The organism is Streptococcus sp. VTCC 12886 (assembly GCF_049893425.1).
Taxonomy (GTDB): domain Bacteria; phylum Bacillota; class Bacilli; order Lactobacillales; family Streptococcaceae; genus Streptococcus; species Streptococcus suis_AA.
This window is the reverse complement of sequence record NZ_JBMVJB010000003.1, coordinates 94,297-117,827: the sequence shown is the minus strand read 5'-3', so window position 1 is coordinate 117,827 and position 23,531 is coordinate 94,297. Positions and strand designations below refer to the sequence as shown.

22 protein-coding genes and 2 pseudogenes are annotated in these 23,531 nt (G+C 40.8%); 22 read left to right on the top strand and 2 right to left on the bottom strand.

Features of this window, described 5'->3' with window-relative positions:
• The first annotated feature begins 379 nt into the window (after window positions 1-379).
• The 10 genes and pseudogenes from rimP (at window position 380) to ACPC57_RS01805 (ending at window position 7,600) form a co-directional block, all read left to right on the top strand.
• On the top strand, window positions 380-850 hold the full coding sequence (gene rimP, locus ACPC57_RS01850) for a ribosome maturation factor RimP (protein ID WP_217374649.1): 471 nt from the start codon (window positions 380-382) through the stop codon (window positions 848-850).
• A gap of 86 nt (window positions 851-936) precedes the next feature.
• Window positions 937-2,079, top strand: a complete 1,143-nt coding sequence (nusA, locus tag ACPC57_RS01845) for a transcription termination factor NusA (protein WP_217374650.1) — start codon at window positions 937-939, stop codon at window positions 2,077-2,079.
• Between the two features lie 16 nt (window positions 2,080-2,095).
• Window positions 2,096-2,392 carry an RNase P modulator RnpM gene (gene rnpM, locus ACPC57_RS01840; RefSeq protein ID WP_024396619.1) on the top strand — a complete coding sequence of 99 codons (297 nt, stop codon included), beginning with the start codon at window positions 2,096-2,098 and terminating at the stop codon, window positions 2,390-2,392.
• Window positions 2,379-2,687, top strand: coding sequence for a YlxQ-related RNA-binding protein (locus tag ACPC57_RS01835; RefSeq protein WP_254620737.1), 309 nt, complete (start codon window positions 2,379-2,381; stop codon window positions 2,685-2,687). The genes rnpM and ACPC57_RS01835 overlap by 14 nt, the downstream gene beginning before the upstream one ends.
• A gap of 17 nt (window positions 2,688-2,704) precedes the next feature.
• Window positions 2,705-2,822, top strand: a pseudogene (locus ACPC57_RS01830) (translation initiation factor IF-2 N-terminal domain-containing protein); the annotation flags it as partial.
• A gap of 521 nt (window positions 2,823-3,343) precedes the next feature.
• Window positions 3,344-5,536: pseudogene (gene infB, locus ACPC57_RS01825) on the top strand (translation initiation factor IF-2); the annotation flags it as partial.
• Window positions 5,537-5,669: 133 nt separating this feature from the next.
• Window positions 5,670-6,023 (top strand): 30S ribosome-binding factor RbfA, encoded by a 354-nt coding sequence (gene rbfA, locus ACPC57_RS01820; RefSeq protein WP_130555594.1) that lies wholly within the window; start codon window positions 5,670-5,672, stop codon window positions 6,021-6,023.
• 958 nt (window positions 6,024-6,981) lie between these two features.
• Window positions 6,982-7,158, top strand: a complete 177-nt coding sequence (locus ACPC57_RS01815) for a hypothetical protein (protein ID WP_418127014.1) — start codon at window positions 6,982-6,984, stop codon at window positions 7,156-7,158.
• A 63-nt stretch (window positions 7,159-7,221) separates the two neighbouring features.
• Complete coding sequence (locus tag ACPC57_RS01810; protein ID WP_434066175.1) at window positions 7,222-7,404, top strand: hypothetical protein; 183 nt, start codon at window positions 7,222-7,224, stop codon at window positions 7,402-7,404.
• On the top strand, window positions 7,382-7,600 hold the full coding sequence (locus ACPC57_RS01805) for a hypothetical protein (protein WP_289649244.1): 219 nt from the start codon (window positions 7,382-7,384) through the stop codon (window positions 7,598-7,600). Before ACPC57_RS01810 ends, ACPC57_RS01805 begins: the two co-directional genes overlap by 23 nt.
• 375 nt (window positions 7,601-7,975) lie before the next feature.
• On the opposite strand, the gene ACPC57_RS01800 is transcribed toward ACPC57_RS01805, so the two are convergent.
• Window positions 7,976-8,503 carry a TetR/AcrR family transcriptional regulator gene (locus ACPC57_RS01800; RefSeq protein ID WP_434065990.1) on the bottom strand — a complete coding sequence of 176 codons (528 nt, stop codon included), beginning with the start codon at window positions 8,501-8,503 and terminating at the stop codon, window positions 7,976-7,978.
• A gap of 227 nt (window positions 8,504-8,730) precedes the next feature.
• Between ACPC57_RS01800 and ACPC57_RS01795 the strand changes: the two genes are divergently transcribed.
• Both ACPC57_RS01795 and ACPC57_RS01790 read left to right on the top strand, forming a co-directional pair.
• Complete coding sequence (locus ACPC57_RS01795) at window positions 8,731-9,420, top strand: colicin lysis protein (RefSeq protein ID WP_274504544.1); 690 nt, start codon at window positions 8,731-8,733, stop codon at window positions 9,418-9,420.
• Between the two features lie 168 nt (window positions 9,421-9,588).
• Window positions 9,589-10,749: a carbohydrate-binding domain-containing protein gene (locus tag ACPC57_RS01790; protein WP_434066174.1), complete on the top strand. Its 1,161-nt coding sequence runs from the start codon at window positions 9,589-9,591 to the stop codon at window positions 10,747-10,749.
• A 43-nt stretch (window positions 10,750-10,792) separates the two neighbouring features.
• Here ACPC57_RS01790 and ACPC57_RS01785 read toward each other — a convergent pair whose 3' ends face one another.
• Complete coding sequence (locus ACPC57_RS01785; RefSeq protein ID WP_434065918.1) at window positions 10,793-11,452, bottom strand: trimeric intracellular cation channel family protein; 660 nt, start codon at window positions 11,450-11,452, stop codon at window positions 10,793-10,795.
• A gap of 234 nt (window positions 11,453-11,686) precedes the next feature.
• Here ACPC57_RS01785 and ACPC57_RS01780 point away from each other — a divergent pair, with 234 nt between their 5' ends.
• The 10 genes from ACPC57_RS01780 to trpB all read left to right on the top strand — a co-directional run bounded on the left by ACPC57_RS01780 (window position 11,687) and on the right by trpB (window position 23,530).
• The gene (locus ACPC57_RS01780) at window positions 11,687-12,655 is read left to right on the top strand and encodes a thiamine pyrophosphate-dependent dehydrogenase E1 component subunit alpha (protein ID WP_172036223.1); all 969 of its coding nucleotides are present in this window, start codon (window positions 11,687-11,689) and stop codon (window positions 12,653-12,655) included.
• A gap of 245 nt (window positions 12,656-12,900) precedes the next feature.
• Entirely contained in the window at window positions 12,901-13,896 is a 996-nt protein-coding gene (locus ACPC57_RS01775; protein WP_024391509.1) for an alpha-ketoacid dehydrogenase subunit beta, read from the top strand.
• 233 nt (window positions 13,897-14,129) lie between these two features.
• Window positions 14,130-15,512 carry a dihydrolipoamide acetyltransferase gene (locus tag ACPC57_RS01770; RefSeq protein ID WP_434065919.1) on the top strand — a complete coding sequence of 461 codons (1,383 nt, stop codon included), beginning with the start codon at window positions 14,130-14,132 and terminating at the stop codon, window positions 15,510-15,512.
• Between the two features lie 195 nt (window positions 15,513-15,707).
• Window positions 15,708-17,468, top strand: a complete 1,761-nt coding sequence (gene lpdA, locus ACPC57_RS01765; protein WP_332427585.1) for a dihydrolipoyl dehydrogenase — start codon at window positions 15,708-15,710, stop codon at window positions 17,466-17,468.
• 603 nt (window positions 17,469-18,071) lie between these two features.
• Window positions 18,072-19,442, top strand: coding sequence for an anthranilate synthase component I (gene trpE / locus ACPC57_RS01760; RefSeq protein ID WP_434066173.1), 1,371 nt, complete (start codon window positions 18,072-18,074; stop codon window positions 19,440-19,442).
• Window positions 19,426-19,992 carry an aminodeoxychorismate/anthranilate synthase component II gene (locus ACPC57_RS01755; protein ID WP_130554647.1) on the top strand — a complete coding sequence of 189 codons (567 nt, stop codon included), beginning with the start codon at window positions 19,426-19,428 and terminating at the stop codon, window positions 19,990-19,992. Before trpE ends, ACPC57_RS01755 begins: the two co-directional genes overlap by 17 nt.
• Window positions 19,989-20,993: an anthranilate phosphoribosyltransferase gene (trpD, locus tag ACPC57_RS01750; RefSeq protein ID WP_434066172.1), complete on the top strand. Its 1,005-nt coding sequence runs from the start codon at window positions 19,989-19,991 to the stop codon at window positions 20,991-20,993. Before ACPC57_RS01755 ends, trpD begins: the two co-directional genes overlap by 4 nt.
• The gene (gene trpC, locus ACPC57_RS01745; RefSeq protein WP_171989328.1) at window positions 20,990-21,757 is read left to right on the top strand and encodes an indole-3-glycerol phosphate synthase TrpC; all 768 of its coding nucleotides are present in this window, start codon (window positions 20,990-20,992) and stop codon (window positions 21,755-21,757) included. The genes trpD and trpC overlap by 4 nt, the downstream gene beginning before the upstream one ends.
• Window positions 21,744-22,325 carry a phosphoribosylanthranilate isomerase gene (locus ACPC57_RS01740; protein WP_434066171.1) on the top strand — a complete coding sequence of 194 codons (582 nt, stop codon included), beginning with the start codon at window positions 21,744-21,746 and terminating at the stop codon, window positions 22,323-22,325. The genes trpC and ACPC57_RS01740 overlap by 14 nt, the downstream gene beginning before the upstream one ends.
• Window positions 22,322-23,530 carry a tryptophan synthase subunit beta gene (trpB, locus tag ACPC57_RS01735; RefSeq protein ID WP_434066170.1) on the top strand — a complete coding sequence of 403 codons (1,209 nt, stop codon included), beginning with the start codon at window positions 22,322-22,324 and terminating at the stop codon, window positions 23,528-23,530. Before ACPC57_RS01740 ends, trpB begins: the two co-directional genes overlap by 4 nt.
• The last annotated feature ends 1 nt before the right edge of the window (window position 23,531 follow it).

Sequence of the window (23,531 nt, the reverse complement as noted above, 5' to 3'; positions counted from 1 at the left end):
TTCATTACTCTGTCCTCTCTGTCTTTTTTCTCAATTTTACACTAAAATAGATTTTTTGGAAAACTTTGCAACAGAACTGGAGAGGATATGAAGAGGATATAAAGAAAGAAAAGATTTTGAGGAGTGAAAATGAATAGCAGATTAGTTCATTTCCATCGTTTTCCTTTACAAGTAATGAGAGATATGTTAGAATAATAGGAGTTAATAATGAGAAAGGGGGTTGGCGTCAGTCAACCCTTTCCCTATACACTGATTTATACATGTAAATAGAAGGTGTTGTGTGTGTATAGGGTGTGGTAAACAAGGAATATGGTTATCCAATGGTAGAGATGACTATTTGGAAACCTATTTCTACCTACTGCAGAAATAGGAGGTGTTTATGTCATCAATTATTGATTTGGTCACAGCAGCAATTACCCCCGCAATTCAAGCTCCGTATGAGTTGGTAGATGTGGAATATGGTAAGATGGGCGGTGACTACGTTTTATCCATTTTTGTCGATAAAGAGGGGGGGATTTCTCTTCAAGATACGGCAGATTTGTCAGAAGTCATTAGTCCAATTTTGGATACGATTAAGCCGGACCCATTTCCGGAGCAGTATATGTTGGAAGTAACAAGTCCAGGTTTGGAACGTCCTTTAAAAACGGCAGATGCTGTTGAAAAGGCAGTTGGAAAGTACATCCATGTCAAGCTCTATCAGGCAATTGATAAAATCAAGGTTTTCGAAGGGACTTTGCTCTCCTTTGATGGAACAGACCTGATTATGGAATATATGGATAAAACCCGCAAGAAGGAAGCGACGATTCCTTACCAGACGGTGGCTAAGGCCCGATTGGCTGTCAAATTGTAATAGGTTGCGATACTCAATCGTATTAGAGTATGTTAATGGATTTTAGACTTTAAGAAAGGACCTTTTGAGCGCAAAAGGAAAACAACATGAGTAAAGAAATGCTAGAAGCCTTCAGTATTTTAGAGGAAGACATGGGTATTAACAAAGCGGACATCATTGATGCTGTAACAGAATCACTTCGTTCAGCTTATAAACGCCGTTATGGTCAATCAGAATCAGCAGTGATTGAATTTGACGAGAAAAAAGGCGATTTCCATGTATTTACTGTTCGTGAAGTAGTAGATGAAGTATTTGATAGCCGACTAGAAATTAGTCTAAAAGATGCCTTGGCTATTTCATCAGCTTATGAAATGGGTGACAAAATTAAATTCCAAGAAGACCCAGCGGAATTTGGGCGTGTGGCTGCTCAATCAGCTAAACAAACCATCATGGAAAAAATGCGCAAACAAAAGCGTGCCATTACCTTCAATACTTACAAGCAACATGAAAATGAAATCATGTCAGGTACGGTAGAGCGTTTCGACAATCGCTTTATCTATGTCAACCTTGGTACAATTGAAGCTCAGTTATCAAAACAGGATCAAATTCCTGGTGAGGTTTTCCAATCTCATGATCGTATCGAAGTCTATGTCTACAAGGTAGAAGACAATGGTCGTGGTGTTAACGTATTTGTCAGCCGTAGCCATCCAGAAATGATCAAACGCCTCATGGAACAGGAAATTCCTGAAGTATACGATGGAACAGTTGAAATCATGAGTGTTGCCCGTGAAGCTGGAGACCGTACGAAAGTGGCTGTTCGTAGCCATAATCCAAATGTAGATGCTATTGGTACTATCGTTGGTCGTGGTGGTTCAAATATTAAGAAAATCACTAGCAAATTCCATCCAGCTCGTTATGATGCTAAGAATGACCGCATGATTCCTACTGAGGAAAATATTGACGTTATCGAGTGGGTAGCTGACGAAGCTGAGTTCATCTACAATGCGCTTGCACCTGCTGAAGTTGATCAAGTATTGTTTGATACTGAAGATGGAAAACATGCTACAGTCGTTGTACCAGATGATAAGTTATCATTGGCAATTGGTCGTCGTGGCCAGAACGTTCGTTTGGCAGCACATTTGACAGGATTCCGTATCGACATCAAGTCAGCATCAGAATACGAAGCATTTGAAGCTGAGCGATATGCGACGGACGAAGTTGTAGAAGAAGTCGCAGAAGAACAAGAATAAGGCAAAAGGAGCAACCATGGCAAAAGCTAGAAAAATACCCTTGCGCAAGTCTGTGGTGTCCGGTGAAATCATCGACAAACGGGATTTGCTCCGTATTGTAAAAAATAAAGAAGGCCAAGTATTTATCGATCCAACTGGCAAGGCAAATGGGCGTGGAGCCTATATTAAGCTCGATAATGAGGAAGCAATTCAGGCGAAAAAACGTCATGTTTTCGACCGTTCCTTCAGTATGGAAGTAGCTGAGGAGTTTTATGATGAGTTGATTGCCTATGTTGATCATAAGGTCAAGAGGAGAGAACTTGGACTCGAATAAGAGACGGAAAATCTTAAATCTATTGGGATTGGCGCAGCGTGCTGGTCGTCTCACCTCTGGTGAGGACTTGGTTGTTGAAGCAATCCAAAAAGGGCAGGCAAAGTTGATATTTTTAGCCAACGATGCGGCTGGAAATTTAAGCAAAAAAGTAACAGATAAAAGTCATACCTATCAAGTAGAAGTTGTAACAGTGTTTTCAACACTGGAATTGAGTGCAGCTGTCGGCAAGGCTAGAAAAGTCATTGCAGTGACAGACGCTGGATTTACAAAGAAGATGAGGTCTATTATGGAATAGAACAGGAGGACAAGGCATTGTCTAAGAAGAGATTGAATGAAATCGCCCGAGAAATAGGCGTCAGCAGCAAGGAAGTTGTTGCTAAGGCTCAAGAATTGGGATTTGATGTAAAAAGCCACGCTTCTAGTGTGGATGATGCAAGTGCAAAACGTCTGGCGGAAAGTTTTGGAGCGAAGCAACCAGTCCAAGCTAATTCTGTAGAAGCAGTTACTCGAGTTGCGGAAGTACCAAAAGTAGAAACTGCAAAAGTAGAAAAAGTCGCTACTTCAGAGCCAGTATCAAAAGAAGTGCCTAAAGTAACAGGTACACAAACTACTGCGCACCGACCACAGAGTCGCAACTTTAAAGCTGAGCGTGAAGCACGTGCCAAAGAACAGGCAGCTAAACGAGCTCAAGGCCAACAAGGAAAAGCTGGTCAACAAGCTAAGAATGGTCAAGAACGTCGTGATAACCGTCAACAGGGTCAAGGACGACCAAATAATGATCGAAATGAACGAAATGATCCCCGCGAACCACGTCACGACAAGCGAACAGAAGATCGGAAGGAAAATCGTTTTGCTGACCGACGTGAAGGACGAGATAACCGTCGTCAGGACAACCGGTCCGGTCAACAGAATGGGTTCGGCCGTAAACAAGAAGTCAAAAAGGTTGAGAAACCTAAGATTGATTTCAAAGCCCGTGCAGCTGCTCTAAAAGCAGAGCAGAATGCAGATTTTGCTCGTACAAGTGAAGAACGATTCCGTCAGGCTCAAGAAGCTAAGAAGCAACCTAAGAAGCCAAAAGAAGTTAAGTTCGAAGAACCGGTTGTAGAAAGCAAACCATTTGTGAAACCTACACCAGTTGCAACAGTATCAGAGCAAGTGGCAGAAACTACTGTAGATACCCGTCCTAAAAAACATGCTCGACCAAATAAAAAACGTGACTTCATTGGTGACGAAGAAGATGGTCCTAGAAAACAACAAAGAAATCGAAATAGTCAAAATCAAGTGAGAAATCAAAGAACAAGTAACTGGAATAACAACAAGAAAAACAAAAAAGGCAAGACAAATCAGCCTATTAAGCCTGTCACAGAACGCAAGTTCCATGAATTGCCAACGGAGTTTGAATATACAGCTGGCATGACCGTTGCTGAGATTGCTAAACGGATCAAACGTGAGCCTGCTGAAATCGTGAAAAAGCTCTTCCTTATGGGCGTAATGGCAACTCAGAACCAATCTCTTGATGGAGATACTATCGAGCTCCTCATGGTTAATTATGGTATTGAACCGAAAGAAAAGGTTGAGGTCGATAACGCAGATATCGAGCGTTTCTTCGTAGAAGAAGGCTATCTTAATGAGGACGCAATGACAGAACGTCCACCGGTTGTGACCATTATGGGACACGTTGACCATGGTAAAACAACCTTGTTGGATACCCTACGTAATTCTCGTGTGGCTACAGGGGAAGCTGGTGGCATCACACAGCATATCGGTGCCTACCAAATTGAGGAAGCTGGTAAGAAAATCACCTTCTTAGATACTCCAGGACACGCGGCCTTTACTTCTATGCGTGCGCGTGGAGCATCTGTTACAGACTTGACTATTCTAGTCGTTGCTGCAGATGATGGTGTTATGCCACAAACGATTGAAGCAATCAATCACTCAAAAGCTGCGAATGTTCCAATTATTGTTGCCATCAACAAGATTGATAAACCAGGTGCTAATCCTGAGCGTGTGATTGGTGAATTGGCAGAACATGGAGTTATCTCAACTGCATGGGGTGGTGAATCTGAATTTGTAGAAATCTCTGCCAAATTCAATCAAAATATTGATGAGTTGTTGGAAACAGTTCTGTTAGTTGCTGAAATTCAAGAACTGAAGGCAGATGCAACTGTACGCGCAATCGGTACAGTTATTGAAGCTCACTTGGATAAAGGAAAAGGTGCGGTTGCTACCCTACTAGTCCAACAAGGAACATTGAATGTGCAGGATCCAATTGTTGCAGGGAATACCTTTGGTCGTGTTCGTGCCATGACCAATGACCTTGGACGTCGTGTGAAGGTTGCTGGTCCATCTACACCTGTCTCTATCACAGGATTGAATGAAGCACCAATGGCTGGTGATCATTTTGCAGTCTATGAAGATGAGAAATCTGCTCGTGCAGCTGGTGAAGAACGTGCAAAACGTGCCCTTCTCAAGCAACGTCAAGCAACACAACGTGTTAGTCTTGAAAACCTTTTTGATACACTTAAAGCAGGTGAAGTTAAGTCTGTTAATGTTATCATTAAAGCTGACGTACAGGGTTCTGTAGAAGCACTCGCATCATCACTTCAAAAAATTGAAGTAGAAGGTGTCAAAGTGAATATCGTCCATTCAGCAGTTGGTGCCATTAATGAATCAGATGTCACTTTGGCTGCGGCATCCAATGCATTAATTATTGGTTTCAACGTTCGTCCAACTGCAGAAGCGCGCAGTCAAGCCGAAACTGACGATGTTGAAGTACGCCTTCATAGCATTATCTACAAGGTCATCGAAGAGATGGAAGATGCGATGAAAGGGATGCTTGATCCTGAATACGAAGAAAAAATCATTGGTGAAGCGATCGTACGTGAAACCTTTAAGGTATCTAAAGTTGGAACAATCGGTGGTTTCATGGTCATTCGTGGTAAAATTACCCGTGATTCAAGTGTTCGTGTTATTCGTGATGGAGTTGTTGTATTCGATGGTCAATTAGCAAGCTTGAAGCATTATAAAGATGATGTGAAAGAAGTCGGTAATGCTCAAGAAGGTGGATTGATGATTGAAAATTACAATGACTTGAGAGTTGATGATACGATTGAAGCCTATATCATGGAAGAAATCAAAAAATAAGATCATTGAAGAACAGTTCATGATTTATTCATCTTGATTTTTGTAAGACTGAGCTTCTGCCTAGTCTCGTCTTACTTGGATTATTCAAGCTGAGGCAACTCAGATTTTCTATCCTGTTAGAAAGGAAAAGAATATGTCAAACCATTTTCGTACAGACCGTGTTGGGATGGAAATCAAGCGTGAAGTCAATGAGATTTTACAAAAGAAAGTCCGTGATCCCCGTGTGCAAGGTGTAACCATCACTGATGTTCAGATGGTTGGTGATTTATCGATGGCCAAAGTGTACTACACAATAATGAGTGATTTGGCTTCCGACAATCAAAAAGCACAGATTGGTTTGGAAAAAGCAACAGGAACGATTAAAAGGGAACTTGGTCGTAAGTTGACACTTTATAAGATTCCTGATTTGGTCTTTGAAAAAGATCAATCAATAGAGTATGGAAACAAAATTGATCAAATGCTCCGTGCTCTCGAACAGAAAGATTAAGAAAGTCGAATGGAAACATTCGACTTTTTTGGGCTCTATTGAAATGATTTCAACGACCTAAAATATTTGAAGAAAATTAAAATAGTTTGCCGACAACCATTTATACTCAATGAATTATACTCAATGAAAATCAAAATATGACTTGCTCCAAAGGTTCGGGGAACCTTCGGAGGTTGGAAATAGGCGAACGTAGTTCGTTTCGGTCTGATGCAGATAGAACCCTGTTACTATTTTGTTTCAAGGTAATAGGCTGAGGCTGGGCAGAAAGTCCAGCCTCGCTTCTCAGAGTTTGTGTCAACATCTCAGCGCAGTGGTTGATTGGCTTTAACAGTCTGGGAGACTGTTAAAGGTAGGAGATAAGATTTGCACAGTAAATCTCAGCAGTTCGTGTTTCACACTCCAAATCTGACCACTACGGCTGATGCGAACGAGTTCGCTTCATTTCCAACCTCCAACAGTCACTACTCTGACTGTTGGAGCTGTGCGGGGGTGGGAGTTTAAAAGGTCTGGGAGACCTTTTAAAGTGGGAGATACAAGCTGACGGCAGTCAGCTCACATAAATTGATGTCTGGGGATTGACTGTTTCAGCTCAACAACTTAAAACGAAAAAATGTTGACAAACTCTTTTTAGACTGGTCGAGTTCTTTCCCACTCTCACTCATCAAATCAAGTCAACAACGCCTGATTTTGATTCTCGAAGGGTATTAGTCGAATTTTATCCACTCTCCTCTCATTCATCAAGGTTTTGTACATTCGGTTTTTTTCGAAGAGTTAAAAATAGTTTATTCGTACAATGGCATCCAACACTTGTTCTAAAAGTTGTCGTTCTAGTTTCTTTATGATTAAGTTATACTAGTAGCAATCAATAAAGGAGGACAACATCATGTCACTAATAGAAGCAAATGAATAAATAGCAGAGAAGGTTGTCGGTACCCATAAAGTGATTGAAAAAGCAGTTATGAATGGGTATAAGGCAACGGAAGATGCTGTGGTTTCTGGTTTTAATAAAGTATCAGATAAAATTATTGAGACCTCTTTTACCAAAGATAATGAAACGATTGAAGAAGCTAAAGCTCGTTTATCTGCCGCAGCTAGTTCAAAAAAATTTTCCTTATCTAAGAGTGATGAAGAATAAACAGAGCACGATGATTGCGATAAAATTCACATCGAAAAATGAATTGTAGAAAGAGGATACAAGATGAAAAAAAGAGATTTTATGAGTCTGATTGCCTATACCGTTAGTTTATTAGTCTTGGCATTAGGAATGTATTTTTATACCTTGCCAGATTGGGGGATGGCTTCTATTGAGATGCCACTGGCTATAGTTGGACTTGTGCTTGTTTCTGCTATCATGGGTTTTGCAAAGACGGTTAGCTGGTAAAGGAGCACCAAATATTGATTTTCGGTTCGTTGCAAAAGTTGTATATAGTGTCGTTGCCTTATTAGTCTTTGGTGGGGGCTTTGCCCTTGTTACAGCTGGAAACTTTGTACTTGGTCTGGCATTGGGGCTAATAGGACTTGTTTTGATAATTGGGATTATTCCAGTAACTGTGGCCTTGAAAAATCAAAAAAGCTGAGGGAGACTCAGTTTTTCTGCGATTTATATCAATGAAAATCAAAAGTAACTTAGCTTCGACTATCTAGGAGATAGGTGAAGGCTGGAAATATAGAGGGCTGTGTTCGAGACATTAGACCAAAGATAGAACTCTGTCACTTTCTCAGTTCAAGGTATCAGGCTGAAATCTTCATTTGATCTTTTCACTCATCAAGGCTGAGACAAGAGATAATTTTAATTTTCCAAGAGTATTATAGTCGAATAAATTAGCTTTCAGACAAGGAACTGAGGTGCAGGTAGCTAGAACAGCTTAGAGGCTGCTCTAGGTTGGAAATAAGACTTGCGAAACAAGTCACTTCGTAGAGTACGGTATGCCGAAAGTGACGATGTATCAAAGCTAATTTAAATGACTATATTTTTTAGTGATACAGGTTTGTATAATATCGGCTATTTCTTCAATGGACTTATCACAATCATTTCTCAACCATTTGGAAATTACTTGCGTGATTCCTACTAAGAAGAAACTAGACATATAGGCAATGCGGGTTTCATCTTGGATACCCTGTGCCTGGTAACGCGGTGTGAAAATCCTACTCACTAAGCTGTCAAAGCGTTCCTGATGATGAAATTCCAATTCATGACTCAGATAAATCTTGTAAATTTTTTGATAATCTTTAACAAATAGCAAGTAAGGAATGAGGTGAGCATTACTCAGCAAATTGCTCTCAAGATACGCAGAAGAATTTTCATGATAAAGTTGAAATTCTGTGAAAAACAGTTGGGTCAGGTATTGATAGGCATCTTCTAATAAATCAAATTGATTATCGTAATAACTATAGAAAGTCGAGCGGTGAACGCTGGCTTCTTTACAAATTTTACTGACAGAAATGCGGTCGAATTCCTCTTCGTCTAAAAGGAGAATCAATGCTTATTGTAGTTTTGTTTTGGCAGAATCATTCATGGGTCAGCTCCTTACTCTTTTCATTATATATTACCTAAAAACGCATTACTTTTTTAGTATCAATATAGTTTTAATTGTACACTTGATAGAGCCTGGTTTCGGCTGATCGAGATGGGATAAAAATGGTGAGCGTTTACAAGCTTTTCTAAAGATGGTATACTAATATAAAAGAGATTGCTTAGGAGGAAGTTATGAAAAAGCTTATTAGTCGTATAATGTTGGTATCCACGGTTGTGTTATTAGCAGCATGTCAATCCACTCAGACCAAGGAAGACGAAACTTCCCATACTAGTTCATCGAGCCAAGTTTCAACTAGCTCGGAACAACAATCTACCTCGGAGTCTTCCTCAGAGCCTACATCTAGTTCAGACTCACAAACAGAAGCCTCTTCTTCAAATACGCAGACGGTACCGACTGTGTACCAGTCCGTTATCGATCGTTACCAAGCCAATTCAGGTCAGGTTTCTGAAGCGATTAATCAGGACGAGGTTAGTAGTTATCTAAGTTTACTGACGAGTCAAGGCCAAGAATACAGCGGAGCATTCTATAGCCTATACGATATTGATCAAGATGGAACAGAGGAATTGCTCTTAGCCTTGAATAAATCTGGTGACTATATCCTCATTGATCTTTACACGCAGCTATCTGGGGAGAGTTTCCGTTTAGTAGATAATTTCCGAAATATTGGTTTTGAAATTGGCCCGGATGCCATTCTTCGTCCTTTACAGGATGGAACCTATTTATTTGAAGGGGGTGGAGTATACCGGATTTATCAGTACAATGCAATGATTCCAGGATTGAAACGGATTTCTGAATCGGATACTAATCCTGAAACATCCCCTTTACTTGATTTATCAAGTTTGAATTGGGTAAAATTATAGTGTAAAATAAGAATGAATTAAAGCTGGAGGTTCCAGCTTTTTTTATTTAAGTAGTACTTTAAGTTTTCTTTTGGTAATCTTTAATCTTTCTTTTAGGTAGGGAAGGTAAACTAGGGGCATATCAGGAAGCCATCCCAAAACTTCCTAAGAAAGAAAAGGAATCTATTTATGAAAACAAATTTTAAAAAACTACTTTATTCAGGTGTCACGTTGATGAGTATCGGTGTCTTGGCGGCATGTTCATCAATTTCTAGTTCAACGACAACTTCAAGTTCTGCAGCTACGAGTCAATCAAGTGCAACAACTACTTCTAGCGATAGCACATCATCTGACTCAAGTTCATCATCATCTTCCATTGACTGGTCAGCCCTTCCTACTACAGAAGTAACACTTTCAAATGACGGATTGAAAATTACGGAAGGTGGAACCTATATTCTAACAGGTTCAACAACTGCAGGTGTGACTGTTGAAACAGATGCCAATGTTCGAATTATTTTAGCAGGTGCCGAGATTTCAAGCTCAGATACTGCCGCAATCAATGTTATTAGTGCGGATAATGTTGAATTGGAACTTCAAGATGGAACGACAAACACTGTGAAAGATACGAGCAATCACACTGATACAAATATTGAAGGTGCCATTCATGTTGAGGCAAATTTAACCATTACGGGGAATGGTAGCCTGACAGTAGAAGGAAACTTCCAAGATGGTATTGTATCAACTGATGATTTGATTATTGATGCAGGAAGTATCACTGTTACAGCAGTAGATGATGGTATCCGTGGTAAGGATTCATTGACAATCAATGGTGGTACAATCAATGTAACAGCGGGTGGTGATGGTATCAAGTCTACAAATGATACAGATACTACCAAAGGTTATACAACTATCACAGGCAGTGAGATTACTGTAAAAGCAGGTGATGATGGTATTAAAGCGGAGACGGCTTTGACAATTGACGGAGGTACCATTACAGTATCAGAATCTGCTGAGGCACTTGAAGGTACCAACATCACGATTAATGGTGGTACATTAGATGTTTACTGTTCAGATGATGCTATTAATGCGGCAAGTACAACGTCATCAGATATCTTTATCAAGGTAACTGGCGGTGACTTGAAAGTCGCTGTAGGTAGTGGGGATACGGATGCCTTTGATGCTAATGGAGATATCTATATCTCCGGAGGTACAATTGATGTAACAGCTCAATCTGCTTTTGACTTCGATGGAACTGCTGAATTGACAGGAGGTACTGTGACAGTTAACGGTGAGCAGATTACTCAAATCACAGCAACAGGACCAGGTGCAGGTGGCCACGGTGGCCGGTAATTGATCGTCAAATTATAATAAAAAGGTCTGAGTTTTGAAAAACTCAGACCTTTCGTTTTGTTTCCATGTTCGGAAGGTTAATTTTATATTTAATGACCAAAAGTCGAATGAGCAAAGCAAGGCTGAAGATGGTAATGAATACGGGAATTTGTGGTAATTTCCAATCCACAACACAGAGATGGTATAAGATACCAGAAAAGAGTGCTAACACAGCGTAGACATCTTCCTTTAGGACAATCGGTGTCTCATTGACTAATAAATCACGAGCAATTCCGCCACCAACTCCTGTTAGTGCTGCTAAAATACCACTCGTTACGGCATTTAGTTGAAGTTCAACTCCTGTACTTGCTCCAATAAGGGCGAAGATGGCTAGACCGATTGCATCAAAGATAAGGTTTGTCTGGGAAAGGAAATGAATCATCTTCTTATCAAGAGGTTTGTCCTGCTTTAGATTGATAACAATCAAGTACATCACAATAGCCACAACAAGAGATAAGTAGATTGCAGTCGGGTCGGTCAAGGCAGTCGGAATCCTATTTGCCATTGTATCACGAATGATGCCACCACCAACAGCAGTAATGATGCTGAGGAGACTAATTCCAAAAATATCTAACTTTTTCTTGAAACCTTTTACTGCACCCGACACAGCAAAGGCAATTGTGCCAATATAGTTGCACATCATAAGAAACAAATCGAATTCCATAAGCACCTCCTTTTCTATATTAACAGAAAGGAAAATGACTGACAAGACTCTTTTTAAGTTTGTGAGAAAAGTTTCAAACGAGACGGTTTGTCATTTCTTGAAATTTGTGAAAAAACGCACGAAATAAAGGTTTTTCACGAAAATTTCTGCAAAAAGAAAACGGTTCAAATACTTGCCATTTGTGAAATATTGGTCTATCATAATACAGAAAGAGAAAAACCTTTGGAGGAAATTATGGTATCTATCTCAAAAGAACAACACTTGGATATGTTCTTGAAAATGCAACTGATTCGTGATGTTGATATGAAATTAAATAAATTGGTGCGTCGTGGCTTTGTACAAGGAATGACCCACTTCTCAGTTGGTGAAGAAGCAGCTGCTGTTGGACCAATCGTTGGTTTGACTGATCAAGATATTATCTTTTCACATCACCGTGGTCATGGTCATGTTATTGCAAAAGGTATTGACATCAACGGTATGATGGCTGAACTTGCTGGTAAGGCAACTGGTACATCCAAAGGCCGTGGTGGCTCCATGCACTTGGCTAATGTTGAAAAAGGAAACTTTGGTTCAAACGGTATCGTCGGTGGTGGTTATGCCCTTGCAGTAGGAGCGGCTCTTACACAACAATACCTTGGGACAGATAATATCGTTATCGCCTTCTCAGGTGACTCAGCAACAAATGAAGGCTCATTCCATGAGTCAATGAACCTGGCGGCTGTCTGGAATTTACCAGTTATTTTCTTTATTACAAATAACCGATATGGTATCTCAACAGACATTTCTTATTCAACAAAAATTCCTCACCTCTACCAACGTGCGGCAGCATACGGTATTCCAGGTCACTATGTTGAAGATGGTAATGACGTCATTGCTGTTTATGAAAAAATGCAAGAAGTAATTGAGTATGTTCGTGCAGGAAATGGCCCAGCGATGGTGGAGGTTGAATCTTATCGCTGGTTTGGACATTCGACAGCTGATGCCGGAGCCTACCGTACAAAAGAAGAAGTTGCAGCTTGGAAAGCAAAGGATCCACTTAAGAAATACCGTACATATTTGACTGAAAACAAGATTGCAACAGATGAAGAATTAGATGCAATTGAAACACAAGTCGCTGAACAAGTTGAGGCTGCTGTGAAATTTGCACAAGAAAGTCCAGATCCAGATATTTCAATCGCATACGAAGACGTGTTTGTGGACTAGGGTGTGAAGACGTTAAAGAGGCACAGAAAAATTAGGGAGTCAGCTAGTGATGCGGACGTCGCTAATGGCTCATCTATTTTTCCAAGCCTCTAGTCTGAACCCAACTATTAACGTCAGAAGTTTGACTGTGCTCTTTAGAGTTTGGTCAAACTAGGCAGGTATGATGATTGATTACAATGTGGTAATTGATTGATTTTCCTTAGTACAGTAAAAGTAAATTGATATAAGTAGGAGAAATTGTAAAAATGGCTGAAACAAAAGTAATGGCCTTGCGTGAAGCGATTAACTTGGCTCAGAGCGAAGAAATGCGTAAGGATGAAAAAGTATTCTTAATGGGGGAAGACGTCGGTATCTACGGCGGTGACTTCGGTACATCGGTTGGTATGTTGGACGAATTCGGGCCAAAACGTGTTCGCGATACGCCTATCTCTGAGGCTGCAATCGCTGGTTCTGCGGTTGGTGCGGCTCAAACAGGTCTTCGTCCAATCGTAGACTTGACTTTCATGGACTTCATCACAATTGCCCTTGATGCGATTGTTAACCAAGCGGCCAAAACCAACTATATGTTTGGTGGTGGTTTGAAAACACCTGTAACCTTCCGTGTGGCATCTGGTTCAGGTATCGGTTCAGCAGCACAGCACTCACAATCTCTTGAAGCTTGGTTGACTCACATTCCAGGTATCAAAGTTGTTGCACCTGGTACTGCTAACGATGCAAAAGGTCTTTTGAAATCATCTATCCTTGACAACAACCCAGTTATCTTCTTGGAACCAAAAGCTCTTTACGGTAAAAAAGAAGAAGTGAACTTGGATCCTGATTTCTACATTCCACTTGGTAAAGGCGAAATCAAACGTGAAGGTACTGATGTAACTATCATTTCATACGGTCGTATGTTGGAACGTGTTTTGAAAGCGGCTGAAGAAGTGGCTGCAGAAGGCATCAGCGTAGAAGTGGTAGATCCACGTACCCTTATCCCATTGGATAAAGAATTAATCATCGAATCTGTGAAGAAAACTGGTAAGGTTATCTTGGTCAACGATGCTTACAAAACAGGTGGATTCATCGGTGAAATCGCATCAATCATCACAGAAAGCGAAGCTTTTGACTACTTGGATGCACCAATCATCCGTATCGCTTCAGACGATGTACCAGTTCCTTACGCTAACATTCTTGAAAATGCAGTATTGCCAAACGTAGAGAAAATCAAAGCGGCAATTTATAAGCAAGTAAACAAGGGCTAAAGAAAAAATGGAAGGACGGGCAACCGTCCTAACCCTGTTTGAAGGAATGTATGAAAAGAATTGACCTGGTTCAATGAATATCATTGGAGTCGGTTCTTTGATAACGTAAGAAATTGAGAGAAAGGAATTGAACCCGTTCGGAAAACTTAAAAATGTATGAATCGATTGAAAATCAATATTTTCTACGATTTCCTATATTCAATTGTTTTCTGTTCGGACTTGGTATCTAAAAAATGGCAGTAGAAATTATTATGCCTAAACTTGGTGTGGACATGCAAGAAGGTGAAATCATCGAGTGGAAAAAACAAGAGGGCGATGTCGTCAACGAAGGCGATGTTCTCTTGGAAATGATGTCTGACAAGACCAGCATGGAGCTGGAAGCAGAAGAGTCAGGCGTCCTATTGAAAATTGTTCATGGCAACGGTGCAACTGTTCCTGTGACAGAGGTCATTGCCTATATCGGTGCAGAAGGTGAAACAGTTGAAGCAGGTAGTGCTCCTGCTGTTGAGCCAGCTGCAGCTATTGAAGAAGTACCAGCAGGTCGCACGTCTGTTATCGTTGTTCCTGCAGTGGCAGCTAAGCCACAAGGTGGCGGCAAGGTGCGTGCAACTCCAGCGGCACGTAAGTTGGCTAGGGAATTGGGCATTGATTTGGGTCTTGTTCCAGGAACTGGTGCAAATGGCCGCGTCCACAAGGTTGACGTAGAAGACTTCAAGGTTGCAGCACCTAAGGCGACACCGCTCGCAGCCCGTATTGCAGCTGACCATGGTGTTGATCTGTCAACAATCACTGGAACTGGTGTCAATGGTAAAATTGTTAAGGAAGATGTACTTGCTGTTCTTGCTCCCGTAGAACCAGAAGTTGTGGCTCCAGCTCCTAAAGTGGAAGAGAAACCAGCTAAAGAATTGCCAGAAGGCGTTGAAATCATTAAGATGAGCCCAATGCGTAAGGCGATTTCAAAAGGTATGGTCAACTCTTACTTGACTGCTCCAACTTTTACGCTTAATTACGATATCGACATGACCAACCTCATGGCGCTTCGTAAGCAAATCCTTGAGCCAATTATGAACAAGACTGGTCTGAAAGTGACCTTTACAGACTTGATTGGTCTCGCGGTTGTTCGTACTTTGATGAAAGAAGAACACCGTTACATGAACGCTTCTTTGATTAACGATGCACAAGAAATCGAATTACACAAGTTTGTCAACCTTGGTATCGCAGTAGGTCTAGATGATGGCTTGGTGGTGCCAGTTGTTCATGGCGCAGATAAGATGAGCTTGTCTGAATTTGTTGTGGCATCAAAAGATGTTATCAAGAAAGCTCAATCTGGTAAGTTGAAGGGAGCTGAAATGTCAGGCTCTACCTTCTCTATCACCAATTTGGGTATGTTTGGTACCAAAACCTTTAACCCAATTATCAACCAACCAAACTCAGCAATCCTTGGTGTAGCAGCAACTGTTCAAACTCCAGTAGTTATTGATGGTGAAATCAAAATCCGTCCAATTATGGCACTTTGCTTGACCATTGACCACCGTATCATTGATGGTATGAATGGTGCTAAGTTCATGGTTGACTTGAAGAACTTGCTGGAAAACCCATTGGAATTGTTGATTTGATAATGATTTTATCGTTGGTTAAAAAATAAAAGAATTAGATTTCTGAATAGAAAATAAAGAAAGGATGTAGAACGAGTTCGTGACATTTGAACACGAACTAAATGCTTCGGAATTTAGATAGTCCGCCTTGGATGTAAGCATCCTGCGTTGGACTCCTAAAATTCTGTCGCATTTGACGTTCTTTGTATCATAACTATGGCAATTGAAATTATTATGCCGAAACTTGGTGTAGACATGCAAGAAGGTGAAATCATCGAATGGAAAAAACAAGAGGGTGATTTTGTCAATGAAGGTGATGTTATCTTAGAGATGATGTCAGATAAAACAAGCATGGAGTTGGAAGCGGAAGAATCAGGTGTTCTTTTGAAAATCGTTCACGGTAACGGTGCAACAGTTCCTGTAACAGAAGTTATTGCTTACCTTGGTGCAGAAGGTGAAACAGTTGAAACTGGTGCTACACCGGCTCCAGCAGAAGTTGCACAAGCAACTGCAGACTTGAAAGCAGCTGGTTTGGAAGTGCCTGCAGCTCCTGCAGTAGCTCCACAAGCTCCTAAGGCTGAATTGGCAGCAGACGAGTACGATATGATTGTTGTCGGTGGTGGTCCTGCTGGCTACTATGCAGCGATTCGTGGTGCCCAACTAGGTGGTAAAATCGCAATCGTTGAAAAATCAGAATTTGGTGGGACTTGCTTGAACAAAGGATGTATCCCAACTAAGACCTACCTCAAAAATGCTGAAATTCTTGATGGATTGAAGATTGCGGCAGAGCGTGGTATCAATCTTGCATCTACAAACTACACAGTAGATATGGATAAAACAGTTGACTTCAAAAACAAGGTTGTGAAGACTTTGACTGGTGGTGTAGCGGGTCTCTTGAAAGCCAACAAGGTAACCATCTTCAATGGTCTTGGACAAGTAAACCCTGATAAGACAGTTGTGATTGGTGATAAAGTGATTAAAGGTCGCAGCATTGTACTTGCAACTGGTTCTAAGGTTTCTCGTATCAACATCCCAGGTATTGATTCTAAATTGGTGTTAACTTCTGATGATATTCTTGACTTGCGTGAAATTCCTAAGTCACTCACTGTTATGGGTGGTGGCGTAGTCGGTGTGGAACTTGGTTTGGTTTACGCGTCTTACGGTACTGAAGTAACAGTTGTTGAAATGGCTGACCGTATCATTCCTGGTATGGACCGCGAAGTGTCTGTCGAATTGCAAAAAGTCCTTTCTAAGAAAGGTATGAAATTCTTGACCTCTGTTGGTGTATCTGAGATTGTTGAAGCCAACAATCAATTGACAATTAAATTGAACGATGGTTCAGAAATTATTTCTGAAAAAGCTCTTCTTTCAATTGGACGTGTACCTCAATTGGCTGGTCTTGAAAATCTTAACCTTGAGTTGGATCGCGGTCGTATCAAGGTTAATGCATACCAAGAAACTTCTATCCCAGGAATTTATGCACCTGGTGACGTTAATGGTACTAAAATGTTGGCACACGCTGCTTATCGTATGGGTGAAGTTGCTGCTGAGAATGCTATCAACGGCAACCACCACAAGGCTAAATTGGACTTCACACCAGCAGCGGTTTACACACACCCTGAAATTGCGATGGTTGGTTTGACTGAAGACCAAGCAATCGAGAAATACGGTAAAGAAAATATCCTGATCGGTCGCAACAGCTTCACTGGTAATGGTCGTGCGATTGCTTCTAACGAAGCACATGGTTTCGTAAAAGTTATCGCTGATAAGAAATACCATGAAATCCTTGGTGTTCATATCATCGGTCCAGTTGCAGCTGAAATGATCAACGAAGCAGCAACTATCATGGAATCTGAATTGACTGTTGACGATGTGGCAGCTTCTATCCATGGTCACCCAACCTTCTCAGAAGTTATGTATGAGGCCTTCCTTGATGTTCTTGGTGTTGCGATCCACAACCCACCAAAACGGAAATAATATAATGAATCAAAAGAAAGTCCGATTGGCTTTCTTTTTTTCAAAAATAATGAAATAGGAAGGGTTTGGAGAACAATACTTGAAATTTGGTCATAAATCAATTTCTGTGCATTTCTATTCCTGGTAATGTTTGCAAGCTTTGTTGCAGATTTTTTCGTAACAAGTCTGTTGGCAAGAAATCCTGTTGATTATCCAAGAGTATTACCTTCTCTACTTGGTAAAGATAATACTCTACAGAAAAATTGGTTATAAAAACCGAATATTCTGAAAATTTATTAAAATATACTTGACAAATTTTGAAAATAGTATAAAATGAATACTAATCAGAAGAAGTAATCTTCAAGTTTGTTTTCAGAAAACTGACGGTTGTTGCGAGTCAGTAGCAAACGAAGATGAAATGGGCTGATGTTTGATATGAGAAGGTAATCAATATCCTTCCGGTTGGCACCCCTTACCGTGCGACTCCTTGTTGGAGGAGTTTGAGATGACAAGGTTTTTTGTGTACCCTTGTTAATGGAGGTGGCACCGCGCTAGCTTTGATTAGACGCCCTCGCACAGATTTTTTCTGTGTGAGGGCTTTTTGTTTTCACAAAAGGAGTTCCCATGCACAACGTACTACCAGCAGATATATTAACCCCTATTCTAGCCTTTATGCGACTAAAAGGTAAGCATAAGATTATCCTAGAATCCATTCCGAGAGAAAAGGGAAACGCTCGTTTTTCCATTATTGCCTATAATCCTGTCTATGAAATCAAATATGACCATGGTGTGTTGACCAACAATGGAGAAGTGGTGGAAGGTGATCCATTGGAATACCTACAATCTGTGGTGGAAAGTTCGAATTTGACTGGAGAGGCTCCCTTTCAAGGAGGGGCAATTGGATTTGTTGGATATGACTTGATTAGTCTCTGTGAACCCATTGGTCATATCCCCAAGGACACCATTGGAACACCGGATATGCATTTCTTTATTTATGAATCGTATTTAGTATTTGATCATAAGAAGGAGATTCTCTCCATTCATGAAGATAATACCTATAGTGGCCGTAGTTCGAGTGAGATGGAGAGAGCTCTAGCAGGTGTTTTAGCCGAATTAAAAAATCCAGCACCCGATGAATTTGCACCCCATGATCTTCAATCATTATCCTTCAAGAGTCATCTTGAAAAAGAAGAATTCGAAAATATGGTTAGGTCAGCAAAACAATTGATTCGGCAAGGCGATATGTTTCAATGTGTCCTCAGTCAACGTTTTTCATCAGATATTTCTGGCAACCCTTTTGATTATTACCGTAATTTACGGGTTACCAATCCATCGAACTATTTATATTTTTATGATTTTGAAGATTATCAAATAATAGGCGCTAGTCCAGAAAGTCTTGTGTCTGTAAAAGATGGAATCGTGACAACTAATCCAATTGCTGGAACTCGGCCTCGTGGAAATGATGAGGAGGAGGACCAACGATTGGCGACTGATTTATCAACAGATACGAAAGAAGTTGCTGAACATAGAATGTTGGTTGATTTGGGACGAAATGATATTGGTCGAATTGCACAAATTGGAACTGTCGAAGTTACTAAGTATATGGAAGTTGAATATTTCCGTTATGTGATGCACTTAACAAGCATTGTCAAAGGACAATTATTGGAGAATTTGACTGCATTAGATGCATTAAAAGCTACCCTACCTGCTGGAACTGTCTCAGGAGCACCGAAAATTAGAGCCATGCAGCGCATCTATGAATTAGAAAAGGAAAAGCGCGGCATTTATGCAGGAGCAATTGGCTATCTATCTGCTACAGGAGACATGGATTTTGCGATTGCTATTCGCACCATGGTAGTGAAAAATGGCAAAGCCTATGTGCAAGCAGGTGCAGGAATTGTATATGATAGTGTACCAGAAAATGAATACCAAGAAACGTTGAACAAGGCAAAGGCGATGACGAAAATAGGAGAGTGCTATGATTCTTTTAATTGATAACTATGATTCATTTACCTATAACTTAGCCCAATATCTAGGACAGTTTTCACCTGTGCAGGTATTGAGAAATGATGCGGAGAATCTATTTGATGAAGCAAATAAAGCGAAAGGTTTGGTTTTTTCTCCAGGACCAGGTTGGCCAGCAGATGCTGGAAAAATGGAAGAAATGATACAGATTTTTGCAGATAAAAAACCAATATTGGGCATTTGTTTGGGACATCAAGCAATCGCTGAAGTTTTTGGAGGGCAGTTGAGATTAGCCAAAACGGTTATGCATGGGAAGCAGAGTCAGATGCGAGTGGAAGGAAACTCTCCAATTTTCAATGGTTTTCAGGGAGATGTAGAAATCATGCGTTATCACTCGATTGTCATTGATGAAATGCCAAAAGATTTTATAGTGACTGCTCGTACAACAGATGATGACGAAATTATGGCTATCCAACATAAGGAATTACCAATTTTTGGTTTGCAATTTCATCCAGAAAGTATAGGGAGTCCGGAAGGCTTACAAATGATTGAACAGTTTGTTAGAGAGGTAGTAAGATGAAAGAAATTTTTGAAAAATTAGCTACAAAACAAGACTTATCTGAGGGAGAAATCGAAGGAGTTTTTAATCGTATTCTGAATGGAGAATTGACAGAAAGTCAGATTGCAGCTCTGTTACTAGGCTTGAAAATGAAGGGTGAAACAGTTGATGAAATTGCAGGTGTCGTAAAGTCTTTGAAAAAACATGCTGTACAATTGCCTCAAACATATTCGGACGCAATGTGCAACTGCGGTACGGGTGGGGATCAATCGTATAGTTTTAATATTTCGACGACGGCTTGCTTTATCTTGGCAGCTGGAGGTATTCGTTTAGCGAAGGCGGGAAATCGATCTATTTCATCGAAGTCAGGTTCTGCAGATGTACTTGAAGAATTAGGGATAAATATTGCAGCGAATCCAGAAGTAGTATCAAAAGCATTGTCAGAGGTTGGATTGGCTTTTGTCTTTGCTCAAACCATGCATCCAGCCATGCGCTTTATTGGTCCAGCCAGACGGGCATTGGGAGTTCCAACAATTATGAATATTGTTGGTCCTTTAGCCAATCCCCTATCATTAGATAGTCAATTGATGGGAGTTTATCGAGAAGACCTCCAGTTGGATCTGGCCCATGTTATGAAAAAATTGGGAAGACGACGCGCGTTACTTATCACAGGACCAAACCATATGGATGAAGCGGCCTTATTTGGAGAGAATCACTACACTTTGCTTACAGATGGGAATATCCATCAGGGCAGATTTACCTTTGCTGATGTGGATCTGAATCCATTAGAACTCGCGGATATTCAAGGTGGAGATGCTGTGGAGAATGCAGAAATTTTGTTGTCAGTTCTACAAAATCAAGCAAGTCCTTACTTAGAAACGACGGTTTTAAATGCAGGTCTAGGCTTTTATGCAAATGGTAAGGTTTCAAGTATCCGTGAAGGAGTTGAATTGGCTCGAAGTCTACTTGCGGACGGTTCTGCTCTGAGAAAATTGGAAGAACTAAGGGAGGTTCAGATATGAGTCAGGATTTTTTACAGACAATTTTAAAGCAAAAGGAGGCAGAGGTTGCTCAGCTGGTAAATGAGCCAGTAGAATCTGTTCGTTCAACCTATTCGTTATTTGATTTTCTTACCAAGCAGAAGGGTCAATTACAACTGATTACTGAGGTAAAAAAAGCTAGCCCTAGTATGGGAGATATCAATCTGACGGTGGATATTACTGAGCAAGCACGCCAATACGAAGCAGCAGGGGCTGCTATGATTTCAGTATTGACTGACCAAATTTTCTTTAAGGGGGATGTACAGTTTCTTCGTCAAATCTCAGATTTGGTTTCAATTCCGACATTAGCGAAAGATTTTATCATTGATGAAAAACAAATTATTCGCAGTCTTAATGCAGGTGCTACAGTGATACTATTGATTGTGGCGGCTTTGTCCGAAGACAGGCTCAAAGAATTGTTTAAATTTGCAACCCGTTTGGGTCTGGAAGTATTGGTTGAGACTCATAATCTTTCAGAATTAGACATTGCTCATCGCATTGGCGCAAAGATAATTGGTGTCAACAATCGGAACCTAACAACATTTGAAGTTTCCCTTCAAACTAGTCTTGACTTAGCACCTCATTTTCTACCGGACAGAGTGTATGTATCAGAATCAGGCATTTTTACAAATGAACAAGCTGAACTCCTTGCTCCCTACTTTCATGCACTCTTAGTCGGAACAGCACTGATGCAGTCGGAAGATGTTGCGCAAAAAGTAAAGGAGTTATCGATTGACAAAGGTTAAAATTTGTGGGCTTTCTACTAAGGAGGCGGTGTATGCTGCAGTTGAAGCAGGAGCGGATTATATTGGATTTGTATTTGCACCAAGTAAGCGGCGAGTGAGCTTTGAAAAAGCACATGAGTTGGCCCAGTTGATTCCTCCTGCAGTAAAAATAGTAGGGGTATTTGTCCAACCAAGTTTGAAAGAACTAGAAACGGCTATTTCGGTGGTTCCATTGGACTTGATTCAGATCCATGGTAACTGGGATGAATGTCTATCGCATCACATTTCAGTTCCAATCATTCGAGCCATTCAACTGGACAATACCCTAGGGGAGTTGAATACAAATGCAGACTACCTTCTCTTTGATGCTCCAAATGCAGGATCGGGTCAACTTTTTGATTGGAAACTATTAGCCCATCATAACTTTGAAAAACCATTTTTCATTGCAGGGGGCTTGACAGTGGATAATGTAGCAGAAGCGCAATCCTTATTTACTCCTTATGCCGTAGATGTCTCCTCGGGTGTTGAGACAAATGGGCAAAAGGATGTTGAAAAAATAAAAGCATTTATAGAAAGAGTGAAACTATGACTTACCAACAACCAAATAAAGACGGATTCTTTGGAGAATACGGCGGTCGATTCGTACCAGAGACATTGATGACTGCTGTATTAGAACTAGAACAGACCTACCGAACTGCCAAAGAAGATCCAGAGTTTCAGGCGGAATTTGAAGAATTGCTTGTCCAGTATGTTGGGCGAGAAAATCCCCTCTACTTTGCCAAACGCCTTACAGATTACTGCGGAGGTGCTAAAATCTATCTAAAACGCGAAGATCTGAATCATACGGGTGCCCATAAAATTAACAATTCGTTGGGGCAGGTATTGCTTGCGAAACGGATGGGAAAGAAAAAAATTATTGCTGAAACTGGCGCGGGGCAACACGGTGTTGCCACAGCTACCGCAGCAGCCCTCTTTGATATGGAATGTACCATTTATATGGGGGAAGAAGATGTTAAACGTCAGGCTCTCAACGTTTTTCGTATGGAATTATTAGGTGCAAAGGTTCATGCCGTAACGGATGGGTCACGCGTGCTAAAAGATGCGGTAAATGCAGCTCTTCGAGCTTGGGTTGCTCAAGTTGAGGATACCCATTATGTTATGGGATCTGTCCTTGGACCAGCACCATTTCCAGAAATTGTCCGTGACTTTCAGAGCGTAATTGGAAAAGAGGCAAAACGTCAATTTGCAGAGATTTCTGGTGGTCAGTTACCAGATGCTCTCTTGGCATGTATTGGTGGAGGATCTAATGCAATGGGCCTTTTCTATCCTTTTGTGGATGATACCTCTGTTGCAATGTATGGTGTTGAGGCTGCAGGACTTGGATTGGAGACAGGCTTCCATGCAGCAACTTTTGCTAAGGGACGACCAGGAGTTCTTCATGGGGCTTTGATGGATGTTCTACAGGATGAAAATGGTCAAATTTTAGAAGCATTCTCTATTTCGGCTGGTCTTGATTATCCTGGCATTGGTCCAGAACATAGTTACTTTAATGCAATTGATCGCGCTACCTACGTTTCAGTAACAGATGAAGAGGCTTTAGAAGGCTTTAAACTCTTATCCCGTTTAGAAGGTATTATTCCTGCCCTAGAGTCCAGTCACGCTATTGCATATTTGCCAACCCTGGCAAAAGAATTAGGGCCAGATAAATCCATCATTGTATGTCTTTCAGGTCGAGGGGATAAAGATGTTGCACAAGTTCGAGAAAGGCTACAAGCAGAAAAAAAGGAGAACTAAT